Source organism: Haloferax volcanii DS2, from assembly GCF_000025685.1.
Taxonomy (GTDB): Archaea; Halobacteriota; Halobacteria; order Halobacteriales; family Haloferacaceae; genus Haloferax; species Haloferax volcanii.
In genome coordinates, this window is sequence record NC_013967.1 from 2,221,767 (window position 1) to 2,233,896 (window position 12,130).

The 12,130-nt window shown below is 68.0% G+C and carries 10 protein-coding genes; 5 read left to right on the forward strand and 5 right to left on the reverse strand.

Annotated elements, in window-relative coordinates; genetic code table 11:
• The first annotated feature begins 76 nt into the window (after positions 1-76).
• Together HVO_RS16050 and HVO_RS16055 are read left to right on the forward strand one after the other, a co-directional pair.
• A complete protein-coding gene (locus HVO_RS16050) occupies positions 77-328 on the forward strand; it encodes a hypothetical protein (protein WP_004042247.1) in 252 nt (83 codons plus the stop codon).
• 157 nt (positions 329-485) lie between these two features.
• Positions 486-1,016, forward strand: a complete 531-nt coding sequence (locus tag HVO_RS16055) for a DUF5815 family protein (protein WP_004042248.1) — start codon at positions 486-488, stop codon at positions 1,014-1,016.
• 25 nt (positions 1,017-1,041) lie between these two features.
• On the opposite strand, the gene HVO_RS16060 is transcribed toward HVO_RS16055, so the two are convergent.
• Entirely contained in the window at positions 1,042-2,064 is a 1,023-nt protein-coding gene (locus tag HVO_RS16060; RefSeq protein WP_004042249.1) for a S66 family peptidase, read from the reverse strand.
• A 144-nt stretch (positions 2,065-2,208) separates the two neighbouring features.
• Here HVO_RS16060 and carB point away from each other — a divergent pair, with 144 nt between their 5' ends.
• Complete coding sequence (gene carB / locus HVO_RS16065) at positions 2,209-5,457, forward strand: carbamoyl-phosphate synthase large subunit (protein WP_004042250.1); 3,249 nt, start codon at positions 2,209-2,211, stop codon at positions 5,455-5,457.
• Between the two features lie 152 nt (positions 5,458-5,609).
• Entirely contained in the window at positions 5,610-6,374 is a 765-nt protein-coding gene (locus tag HVO_RS16070; protein WP_004042251.1) for an SDR family oxidoreductase, read from the forward strand.
• 15 nt (positions 6,375-6,389) lie between these two features.
• On the opposite strand, the gene HVO_RS16075 is transcribed toward HVO_RS16070, so the two are convergent.
• Positions 6,390-7,211, reverse strand: a complete 822-nt coding sequence (locus tag HVO_RS16075) for an NAD(+)/NADH kinase (RefSeq protein ID WP_004042252.1) — start codon at positions 7,209-7,211, stop codon at positions 6,390-6,392.
• A 210-nt stretch (positions 7,212-7,421) separates the two neighbouring features.
• On the opposite strand from HVO_RS16075, the gene HVO_RS16080 reads away from it, so the two are divergent.
• Entirely contained in the window at positions 7,422-8,609 is a 1,188-nt protein-coding gene (locus HVO_RS16080; protein WP_004042253.1) for a KaiC domain-containing protein, read from the forward strand.
• Between the two features lie 114 nt (positions 8,610-8,723).
• Here HVO_RS16080 and HVO_RS16085 read toward each other — a convergent pair whose 3' ends face one another.
• The 3 genes from HVO_RS16085 to HVO_RS16095 form a co-directional block, all read right to left on the reverse strand.
• The gene (locus tag HVO_RS16085) at positions 8,724-9,395 is read right to left on the reverse strand and encodes a nitroreductase family protein (protein WP_004042254.1); all 672 of its coding nucleotides are present in this window, start codon (positions 9,393-9,395) and stop codon (positions 8,724-8,726) included.
• 162 nt (positions 9,396-9,557) lie between these two features.
• The gene (locus HVO_RS16090; protein ID WP_004042255.1) at positions 9,558-9,992 is read right to left on the reverse strand and encodes a universal stress protein; all 435 of its coding nucleotides are present in this window, start codon (positions 9,990-9,992) and stop codon (positions 9,558-9,560) included.
• A 58-nt stretch (positions 9,993-10,050) separates the two neighbouring features.
• Positions 10,051-12,027 (reverse strand): ATP-binding protein, encoded by a 1,977-nt coding sequence (locus tag HVO_RS16095; protein ID WP_004042256.1) that lies wholly within the window; start codon positions 12,025-12,027, stop codon positions 10,051-10,053.
• Positions 12,028-12,130 lie beyond the last annotated feature (103 nt).

The window sequence follows — 12,130 nt, forward strand, 5'->3', positions numbered from 1 at the left end:
GGGGGGTTCGACCGCCGGTTTCCAACGAGAATAACGGAACTTTGATAGTCGATTCGAACCGACCGAGAAAACAAGAATGCTTCCCCTTCAGCTCGTAGACACCTTCCTGCTCGACTACAACATCGGGCAGGCGCTGTTGCTCGTGTTCGTCCTGTCGACGGTCGGAACGCTGCCGCTGAAGTCCCGGCACATCCTCGGCATCAACGCCACGCTGTTCGGGCTCATCTTCCTTCTGACCCCGGTGATGCTGGCCAAGCCCCACTACATGTTCCTCGGCATCACGCTCCTCGTCGTCGGCCCCATCGTCTACGTCTCGGGCCGTCGCTGAGGGGACGCCGACGGGCGGTTTCGCCCGACACACCGCCGTTTTTTCGCGACAGTCCGACGGACCGACCGACCGCAACCGACGGTCCGCGCCTCGTTTTTCGCTCGCGCCGATTCCGAAGAACGCGACGTTTAAACGGCGAGAACCGCAACCCACGGGTATGTCTGAACCGAGCGTTCCCGGCGGCCGCGGGGCCGTCTTGGACCTCCCCTGCGGCGAGACGAAGCGCGTCCGGGAACTCGACTTGGGCAAACGGGAGTTCGACTGTCCGTGCGGCGACAGCCACGCAGTCGTCATGGACGTCCACCCGCCCGACCGCTTCCTCCCGGAGTTCCTCGTCGACATCCTTCAGGAGACCATCGAGACCACGAGCGACGACATGCCCGAGTTCGGGACGGCCCACCTCATGGGCATCGTCTTGGAGGAGTTCCCCGAGGCCGTCGTCTCCGAGGACGTGTCCGAGGACGGAGAACTCGGCGCGGGCATCGTCTGGGTAACCGATTTCGATTCTCGAAGGCTCCACGAGATAATCGTCGAACTCGTCGTGGAGCTGATGGAACACGCCGTCAGCCACGCCGACGACGACGACGTCGTCTCGGAGTTCGAGTCGAAGATGCTCCAGTTCGACGTGGGCGAGTTCGTCGACCAGTACCGCGCCCAGCGCGACCTCGACCCCGAGCCGTACATGTAGCGCTCGGGCGGGGACGCCCCGCTTTTCAGTCGATTCGAAGCCGCTCGACCGCCGGGTCCAGCGTCGCCTTCGCGCCGAGCGGGAGCGGCACCGTCGGGTCGGCGTGGCCGAACTCCACGTCGAACACCGCCGTGGCGTCGGGGCTGTACGCGTCGAGGACCGACAGCAGCTCCGCGCGGAGTTGCGCGCCGTAGTCGGCCGGCGGTTCCCACTCCAGTTCGGGCGAGTACGTCCGCGGCCGACCGACCACGACGCCGTCGAATCGTTCTAACAAGCCGCGTTCGCCCATCGACCGCAACGTGTACCGGACCTCGCGGGGGAGCGGCACGTCCTCCGAGGTTTCGAGCGCGAGCACCGCCCCGTCGAGTTCGTCGGGGTTCGGGAGGTACCGGCGGGTCTGGAGATGCCACTTCACGACGCTGAAGTTACCGCCCCAGAGTCGCCCGGTCACTCGTTCGTCACCCCGCCACGTCCGACCCGGGTTATCGCGCCACTCTCGGGGCTCTTCGGTGTCGAAGTCGAACCAGTCGTCGGTCCACTCCGAGGCAGGTTCGACGACGCCGAGAGAGCGCTCGAAGAACGCCCGCCGGAGGTATCGCTCGACGTACGGGTGGATTTCGGGGTCCACGGTGAGCGTCGGGTGGAGCGTCGCGCCGTAGCTCACGACGCCGTGGGTCCAGAGGAACAGCCGGAGATTGTCGTTGTCGCTGAAGCCGAAAAACCGCGTCGGCGACGCGGTCAGCCGCGCCGGGTCGAGATGGGGGAGGATTCGAAGCTGGTCGTCGCCGCCGGTGACAGCGATGACGCCGCGTATCGACGGGTCCTCGAAGGCCGTCATCACGTCCTCCGCGCGCGCCGCCGGGTTGTCCCGGAGCCACTCCCAGTCGCGTCGGGCCGACTCGAAGACGACGGGGTCGAGCGAGAACACGTCGCGGAGCCGCGCGCACGCACGGTCCAACTGTGACTCGTCGATGGGGCGCGACGGCGCGACGACCGCGACCCGGTCTCCGGCGTCGAGCGGCGGCGGCGGCGTGAATACCGCGGGCATGCGTAGCCGGTACTCGGATACCCGTCAAAAGCCTTCCCCGGCCGCGACAGCGGCGTTCGGCAACATTTTCGAAATTCGCAATCGAGTTTCGGACCTCGTAATTTTTCGCCGGACTTATTACGATGTGCGGATTGGATTCCGACGATGACTGACGAGGACACCTCGACCGGCCCTCAGGAAGGCACGGAGGACCGGACGATTTTGCTCATCGGAAGCGGCCCAATCCAGATCGGACAGGCGGCGGAATTCGACTACTCCGGCGCGCAGGCCTGCCGCGCGCTCCGAGAGGAAGGCGCGCGAGTTGTCCTCGTCAACTCGAACCCCGCGACCATCATGACCGACCCCGAGATGGCCGACAAGGTCTACATCGAACCCATCACGACCGAGGCCATCTCCGAGATTATCGAGCGCGAGCGTCCCGACGGCGTCATCGCCGGACTCGGCGGACAGACCGGACTCAACGTCACGGCCGAACTCGCAGAGGAGGGCGTCTTAGAGAAGTTCGACGTGGACATCATGGGCACGCCGCTCGACACCATCTACGCGACGGAGGACCGCGACCTGTTCCGCCAGCGCATGGAGAAAATCGGCCAGCCCGTCCCGAAGTCGACGACCATCTCGCTGGAGGAAGGCGAGGCGGTCGAGAACATCACCGAGGAGGCCCTCGTAGAGCGCGTCGAAGACTCCGTCGACGCCGTCGGCGACCTGCCGGTCATCTCGCGGACGACCTACACGCTCGGCGGCTCCGGCTCCGGCGTCGTCCACGAGATGGACGAACTCGTCTCCCGCGTCCGCAAGGGCCTCCGCCTCTCGCGCAACAGCGAGGTGCTCATCACGGAGTCCATCTCCGGCTGGGTCGAACTCGAATACGAGGTGATGCGCGACGCCGACGACTCGTGTATCATCATCTGCAACATGGAGAACATCGACCCGATGGGGATTCACACCGGCGAGTCCACCGTCGTCACGCCCTCGCAGGTCATCCCCGACGAGGGCCACCAGGAGATGCGCGACGCCGCGCTCCAGGTCATCCGCGAACTCGGCATTCAGGGCGGCTGTAACATCCAGTTCGCGTGGCACGACGACGGCACCCCCGGCGGCGAGTACCGCGTCGTCGAGGTGAACCCGCGCGTCTCGCGGTCCTCCGCGCTCGCCTCGAAGGCGACCGGCTACCCCATCGCCCGCGTCACGGCGAAGGTCGCCCTCGGCAAGCGCCTCCACGAGATTACCAACGAAATCACCGGCGAGACCACTGCCGCCTTCGAACCCGCGATCGACTACGTAGTCACGAAGGTCCCGCGGTGGCCCAAGGACAAGTTCACCGACGTGGACTTCGAGCTCTCGACGGCCATGAAGTCCACCGGCGAGGCGATGTCCATCGGGCGCACCTTCGAGGAGTCGCTTCTGAAGGCGCTTCGGTCGTCCGAGTACGACCCCGCCGCCGACTGGGACGAGGTGTCCGACGAGGAACTCGAAGCCGAGTACCTCGAAACGCCGACTCCCGACCGTCCGTACGCCATCTTCGAGGCGTTCGAGCGCGGCTACACCACGGAGGACGTGGTCGAACTGACCGACATCCACGAGTGGTACGTCGAGCGCTTCGGCCGCGTCGTCGAGGCGGTCGAGGCCGCCGCCGAGGGCGACTTCGCCGCCGCCGCCTCCGCCGGCCACACCAACGCCAGCATCGCCGCGGCGACCGGCACGAGCGTCGGCGAGGTCGAACAGAACGTCCCCGGCCGCACCTACAAGCAGGTCGACACCTGCGCCGGCGAGTTCGCCGCGCAGACGCCGTACTACTACTCCGCGCGCAAGCCCGAGTTCTTCCGCGGCCCCTTCGAGGGCGACTCGGCGGGTAACGAACTCCGCGTCGACCGCGACATGGAGAGCGTCGTCGTCGTCGGCGGCGGTCCCATCCGCATCGGACAGGGCGTCGAGTTCGACTACTGTTCGGTCCACGCGGTGCAGGCGCTCCGCGACATGGGCATCGACGCGCACGTCGTCAACAACAACCCCGAGACGGTGTCGACCGACTACGACACCTCCGACGGCCTCTTTTTCGAGCCCATCACGGCAGAAGAGGTCGCCGACGTCATCGAAGCCATCGACGCCGACGGGGTCATGCTCCAGTTCGGCGGGCAGACCTCGGTCAACATCGGCCACCCGCTCGAATCCGAACTCGACCGCCGCGGCGTCGACTGCGAGATTCTCGGCACGACCATCGACGCGATGGACCTCGCCGAGGACCGCGACCGCTTCAACCGCCTGATGGACGACCTCGGCATCCTCCAGCCCGAAGGCGGCTCCGCGACCAGCGAGGAAGAGGCGCTCGACCTCGCCAACGACCTCGGCTACCCCGTGCTGGTTCGCCCGTCGTACGTCCTCGGCGGCCGCGCGATGGAAATCGTCCACTCCGACGCGGACCTCAAGGAGTACATCGAGGAGGCCGTTCGCGTCTCCCCCGACAAGCCCATCCTCATCGACGAGTTCCTCGCCGACGGCGTCGAACTCGACGTGGACGCCGTCTCCGACGGCGAAGACGTCCTCATCGGCGGCGTGATGGAGCACGTCGAGACCGCCGGCGTCCACTCCGGCGACTCCGCGTGTATGATTCCGCCGCGCTCGCTCGACGACGAGACGATGGCCCGCGTCCGCGAGGTCACGGAAGACATCGCCAGCGCGCTCGATACGGTCGGCCTGATGAACGTCCAACTCGCGGTCAAGCGGAACGAGGACGGCTCGAACGACGTGTACGTCCTCGAAGCCAACCCCCGTTCCTCGCGGACCGTCCCGTTCGTCTCGAAGGCGACGGGCGTCCCAATCGCAAAGCTCGCGGCGAAGGTCATGGCCGGCAACTCGCTTGCCGACCTCGACGTGAGCGAGCAGATTCCCGAGCAGGTGTCGGTCAAGGAGGTCGTCCTCCCGTTCGACCGCCTGCCGGGTTCGGACCCGCGTCTCGGCCCGGAGATGAAGTCCACGGGCGAGGTCATGGGCACCGCGACCTCGTTCGGCAAGGCCTACGAGAAGGCCCAGTCGGCAGCCAACGACCCGGTTCCGGCCGACGGCACCGTCTACGTCGACCTCGCGGACCCCGAGTTCCCCGACGCCGACAGCGAGGCCGGACAGGAACTGCTCGACGCCTTCAACGAGTACTACGAGGTGCTCACGCCCGACGACGTCGACGACTTCCTGACGATGCTTCGCGAGGGCGACTTCGACTTCGTCGTCTCCCGCGACCGCGACACGCTCATCGACTGCGTCGAAGAGGAGGTCAGCTACTTCTCGACGTACGCCTCCGCGAAGGCGGCGCTCGAAGCCCGCGGCGCGGCCGACGAGGACATCGACGTGCTCCCGGTCGGCGAGCGCCCGCGCGTCGTCGCCAACTGGGGCCAGTAAGAGCCAGTACGGCGCGCGACCCGCGACCCACCCGACTCGATTCCTCGACTCGCCGCCGACTCGACCGTGTTTTCTCGCGGTCGCTGACCGCCGCCGGTCCGGACTTTTGACGCGTTCCCGAAGGTTATTGAGCCGCGCCCCCATGCGCGGGTATGGCACGCAATCGCGGTCGCGTCCTCCTTGCCGGTGCGACGGGTCGGACGGGCCGACACGTCCTCGACGCGCTGGCCGAGACGCCCCTCGTCGTCAGGGCGCTGACCCGCGACGCCGACGCTGAGTCGGAGCTCAGAGCGCGCGGCGCGGACGAGGTCGTCGTCGGCGACCTCCTCGACCCCGACGACGCCCGTCAGGCGGTCCTCGACGCCGACGCCGTCGTCTCCGCGGTCGGCGTCTCGGCGGGGCTCGAAACCATCCGCGGCGACCTCGTCGACGGCGCGGGCGTCGTCAACCTCGTTGACGCCGCGACCGCCTCGGGCGCACAGCGGTTCGTCCTCACGTCCTCTATCGGCGTCGGCGACTCGAAGGGCGGCCTCCCGCTGTCGCTCCGCGCGCTTCTCACGGCGGCGGGCGTCCTCTCGGCGAAGGAACGAAGCGAGAACCGGCTCCGAGACGCGCCGCTCGACCACACGATTGTCAGGCCCGGCGCGCTCACCGACGGCCCCGCGACCGGGGACGTGGTCGTCGGGGAGGGCGGCGACTCCGTCCGCGGGAGCATCCCCCGCGCCGACGTGGCGAACGTCCTCGCGCACTCGCTTTTCACCCGCGAGACGGAAAACCGGACGTTCGAGGTCGTCTCTCGCCCCGGACTCCGCAAGCGGGCCGACAACGTGGTCGATATCGATTGGACGCCGCTGCCCCGGGCCGAGGCGGCGGGCGACGAGAGCGAACGAAAGCGAGAGCGAGAACTCGCGGAGTAGTCGGCGGCGGCGCAGTCAGTCGAGTTTGCCGAGCGCTTCGAAGAAGTCGGAGGTCGGACCGGCGAGTCGGACCGGCGAGTCGGACCGCTCGATGCGAACCTCCGTCGGCGGCGACACCGTCCGCCGGGTCCGCCCGTCGCCGACGACGACCGCCGACGCCGCGCCGGTGACGGTGACGCTCACGGCGGCACCCTGAGGGACGACCAGCGGCGGCATCCCCTCGTCGGCCGCCATCTCGGTGACGACGAGTCCCTCGACGCCGGGGTGGACGAGCGGGCCGCCCTCGCTGAGGTTGTAGGCGGAACTCCCCGCGGGCGTCGTGACGAGCACGCCGTCGGCGTGGCTCCCGGAGTACAGCGAGCCGTCCACGCGGACTTCCAGGTCCGCGCCGCCGCCGTGACCCCGCCGAGGCCCGTGGACGACGACCTCGTTCATCGACGGGTCCATCTCCCAGCCGTCGCCGCTGGCGACGATGCGAGGGACCTCTCGAACCGACTGGTCCCCCTCCCGGAACGCGGCGACTTCGGCCAGCACCTCGTCGATGGCGTCGGCGGGCGAGACGGCGTTCAGGAAGCCGACCTCGCCGAGGTTGACGCCGAGAATGGGAACGCCGTCGGCACCGCGGGCGGCGTAGAGAAACGTTCCGTCACCGCCGATGCTCACCACGAGGTCGCAGTCGTCGAACGACTCGACGGGCGTGCCCTCGACGCCCAACTCCTCGGCGGTCGCCGCGTCGACGACGGCCTCGGCGTCGACCCCGGCGAGCGCCTCGCTCGTCTCCGCGGCGAGGTACGCGGCCCGGCTGTTGCCCTTCTGTGCGACGATGCCGACCTTCATGCCCCGCGATTTGACGCCCCCGGGCAAAAGCCCACCGTCACGTCGTCCGGTCTCGGCTCGCTCGGTTCGTCCCGGCGAGTCTCGGCTCGCCGCCCTCGGTGACGCTGCGTGGTAGCTCCGCGCACGGGAAACGTTCATCACGACGCCGACACACCATGTGATGATGGCAGGCACGGACGCCGGCCGCGCTGTCGTTCGGTGGTGGCTCCCGTGAGTGACGACGACGACTGGTTCGAACGGGCACTCCGCGAGACCGATGACGGCGAGACCGACGCAGACGACGCGGACCCCGAGGAAAGCGAGCAGCGTGACGACGGCGAGACCGACGTGGGCGACGCGGACAGCGGTTCGGCCGCGGAGTCGGACGCGCCGGACTCGTCGGTGACGGGGGGAGCCGAGTTCGGGACCGAAAGCGAGGGGGCCGACGCCGCCGACGAGCGCGACGAGCCGCTGTCGTTCGGTGACGGCCCGTTCGGGGACAGTACGGGCGACGACTCACGCGACGACGACCCGCTCGACGGCGACGACGACCCGTTTTCGACCGACTTCGCCACGGCGTTCAACAACGCGCCGATGCCCGACGCGGGCGGCGGGTTCGGCGGCGACTCGTCGGACGACGATTTCGGATTCGGTCCCGCTCCCGGCTCCGGTCCCGAGGGGTCTGACTCCCCGACGTTCGACGACGAGGAGTTCGACTCCGACATCGACCGCATCGATATCGGCATCGAGGGGCTCGACGACATGATTCTCGGCGGCGTCCCCAAACGGTCGCTGATGGTGGCCATCGGGAGCGCCGGGACCGGCAAGACGACGTTCGGGCTACAATTCCTCCGGAAAGCCCTCGAAGACGGCGGCAGCGGCGTCTACATCACGCTCGAAGAGAGCCGCGAGCGCATCCTCGATACGGCCGACGAGAAGGGCTGGGAGTTCTCGACGTACGAGGCCGACGGCCGATTGGCCGTCGTCGACCTCGACCCCGTGGAGATGGCCAACAGCCTGTCGAGCATCCGCAACGACCTCCCGCGGCTGGTCGAGGAGTTCGGCGCAGACCGACTCGTCCTCGACTCCGTCTCGCTTCTGGAGATGATGTACGACCACCCCTCGAAGCGCCGCAGCGAGGTGTTCAACTTCACGCGGTCGCTGAAGGACGCCGGCGTGACGACGATGCTCACCTCCGAGGCGGACCAGTCGACGCCGTACGTCTCCCGCCACGGCATCGTCGAGTACCTCTCGGACGCCGTGTTCGTCCTCCAGTACGTCCGCGGCGACGACTTCCGGGAGACCCGGCTCGCAATCGAGATTCAGAAGATACGCGACGCCAACCACTCCCGGGAGACCAAACCGTACGAACTCACGAACGAGGGCATCAGCGTCTACCAGCAGGCGAATATTTTCTGAGTCCGCGGTCGGCGTTCCGCGTTTCGTGTTTCACGTTCTACGTTTCGGCGGCGTCGGCCTCGGAAGCGCGCTCCGCGGCACAAAAGCGTCACCGGGAGCGGCGGCGTCGAGACCTCAGTCGTCGGCGGTCGCAGGGTCGGCCGACTGTCCGGACTCGAAGCTCTCGAAGTGGACGACCTCGTCGACCGGGCGGCGGTACTTGCGTTCCGCTTGCAGTTCGTCGGCGTCCTCGGCGGGGTACCCCATCGTCAGGAGCATCACGGGTTCGTACCGCTCGCCGTCGATGTCGAACGCGTCGAGGACGGCGTCGGCGTCGAAGCCGCCGACGGGACAGGAGGCGACGCCCTCGTCCCACGCGGCGTACATGAGCGACATCGCGACGAGCGACGTCGAGCGGACGGTCCAGACGCGGCGCTCCTGTTCGGGGAGGTCGGCCATGCCGGCGATGTTGTCGAGGATGCCGTCGCGGACCTCTTCGCTCGGCAGGTAGCCTTTCTCCAGCATGTCGTCGGTGACGGTCTCGGCGTGCGCTTCGGGGTCCTTGTTGCCGAGCACGATGACCGACGCGGCGGCACCGGTGACGTGGTCTTGGTCGTAGGCCGCCTCGCGGAGCAGCTGCTGTGTCTCGTCTTCGCGCAGCACGACGAACTCCCACGGCTGGAGGTTGTAGCTCGACGGGGCCTGCACGGCGTTTTCGAATATCGTTCGGAGCGTCTCGTCATCGAGCGACTCGTCGGCGTACTCGTGGATAGAGCGGCGGGTCGTCACGACCTCTGTGAATTCCATCGGTTGCCGCCAGAGACGGCACGGAAATAGGGCGTTGCAATCCGGTCGAACCGGCCGATTCCGGTGTGCTCGCAGGACTCATAACATCGCCTCACTAGGTGACGCCGGTGTTACCGAGGGGTCGGAAACGCGGTCCCGTTGCGGCGTGTCGCGCGCCGTGACTCACCGTACGATAGTCACGGGCACCGGCGACCGCCGGAGGACCTCCTCGGCGACGCTGCCGAGCAGGATGCGCGAGACGCCGGTCCGACCGTGGCTGCCCATCACGACGTGGTCGTAGCCGGCGTCGTCGTCCGCCAGCACCTCGACGATGAGCTTCTGGGGGCTGCCGACCTCGATGCGGTCAGTGACCGGCCTGTCGGCGTCGACGAGTCCCACTTCGGCTTTCACCTCGGCGAACGTCTCTCTCGCCTTTCGTTTCTCCACTTGGAACCACTCCTCGGAGCCGCTGAGCGCCCGCTCTTTGTAATCGGCGTCGGCGGGGTTGATGACGTTCAACAGCGTGAGTTCGGCGTCGGGCCACTCCGAGGCGGCAAAGCGGACCGCGGCGACTGACTGCGGCGACCCGTCGATTGGGACGAGCACGTGTTCGGCCATGTCGCGGCCTACTCGGGCGCGGGCTAAAAATCCGCCCGCCGCGCCGCGCTGCGGGCGCTCAGTCGCCGTGTCGCGTCACGCAGGTCGAAAGCCCCGTCAGTTCGACGGGGTCGGAGTTGTCGGGCGAGTAGACGACCATCTGGCCCTTCTCCATGTACGGCACCTTGTCTTCGAGGTTCGGCGGGATGTTGACGCTCTTGATGGCGTCCTCGTCGCCGAGGTTGAGCACGACTTTCGTGTTCACCTGCTTGAACACCGGGTCGGCGATGTCCTGTGGGTCCTGCGTGATGAGAAACAGGCCGAGGCGCTCCTTGCGGCCCTGCTTGGCCGCCTCGGTGAACTTCTGAATGACTTTCTGCGCCTGCACCGAATCGGCGTCGGTGAGGAAGTTGTGCGCCTCGTCCATCCCGAGGACCAACGGCGTCTCCTTGATGCGGTCGCTCGACGGGTCGTTCGAGAGCTTATCGTCGATGAGCAGCGCCGACACCGCGAGGACGAACAGTTCTTTCGCCCGACTCGACGAGAGGTGGTAGGTCGGCACGACCGTCAGCCCGCCGGGGCGGACGAGCTGGTGGTCGAGTTCGGTTATCGGGCGGGCGTCCTGGTCGAACACGCCGCTCGGCACGCCGCGGACCCGGCGTTTCACCGCGTCGAAGGTCGCCTCGTGGACCCGCCCCGACTCGTGAAGCTCCTCTTTCAGCGCCGGGTCGTCGAGGTACTGGAGGAACTGCTTGTACGTCCCGGCGTCGCCGTAGTCCCGGAAAAAGCGGTTCAGGAGTTCGATGAGCGCCGGGTACTGGTTGTCGTTGAGGCTGCTGCCGGCGACGAGCCACGGGAGGTCCCGCGCCATCGAGAAGGGGACGGTGAACTCCAACTGCTCGGCGCGGTGGTTCGCGCCCGGGTACGACGACCCGGCCATCTTGGGGACGAGCGCGACGGTGTCGTCGTGGCCGCCGTGGGCGATGCCCTCGCGCTCGTAGCGCCGGGCCGTCTCGTCGTCCATGTCGGGGTTGTCGTCGTGCATCTGGGCGTACTCGTCCTGCGGGTCGAACTGGACGACCGCGGTCTGGACCTCGCGGCCGTCGTCCATCTCGTAGCTCCGCTCTTCGGAGAGATACTGCCGCAGGATGTTCTTCGAGGCGTGAGTCTTCCCCGAACCGGTGCCGCCGGCGACCAGCGTGTGGCGGAACACGAGCGGGTCGCCGTCGGTGTAGTCGTCGTTCAGGCGGTAGTCGATGGTCGGCGGTCGGGCCGCGGTTCGGACCTTCTCGCCGCCGACGGAGAGGTGGCCGAGGAAGACGCCCGCCTCGGGAATCTTCAGGCCGGTCTTAATCTGGGTCGCGTCGGTGGCCTCTCCGACCGTCGCCTGCGGTTTCGGCACGCGGTCGACCATCCGGCGCTTGAGGTCGCCGTCGTCGGAAAACAGCACGGCGATGGGTTCGAGTTCGGCCATGAACTTGAAATCGCGCTCCTCGAACTCGTCTGCGGGGCGGCGCATCGCCCGGCGGGCGTGAATCTCCGTCGCGTCGTCGGCCTGGAACTCCTGGGCGTACTCCAGCCCGACGATGCGGCAGAACAGCAGTTCGTCGTCGGGGTAGGGGACGACCAGATACTTCCCGAGGCGGACGCGCTCGCGATTGCCCGCGGTCACGAACGCCCGGAGCGCCGTCCGGTCCGAGTCCTCCGACACGCGGAGGCCCTGCGAGACCGCAATCGCACCGAGGCCCCGCTCGTCGCCGACGGGGTCGGCGTCGTAGTCGTCGAACTGGAGGTCGTCCCCGTCGTCGGTCGCGCCGGCCCCACCGGTCACATCCGTCGAACTGTCGTCGCGGTCGTCGCGGTCGTCGCGGTCGGCATCGACGCCGTCGCCGTCGGCCGAACTCGCGGCGGTCGCGCTCTCGGTTTCCGAGACGGGGTCGGCCCGCGCCGAGCGCCCGTTCCCGGCGACGGACCCCGCCTGCTCGCCGCCACCCGCATCGGACGAACTGTCGGGGTCGTCGCCGTCGAAGTCGCTGAAATCCCCCAAGTCGGTCATGTTCCAACGCTTGCGGGCGGCGAGTAAAAAGCCACGCGTCGGCGGCGGCGCGCGGTCTGGCGGCCTCGGGGTGCCGCCTGATGCGGAGTCGGGGCGTCGCGTG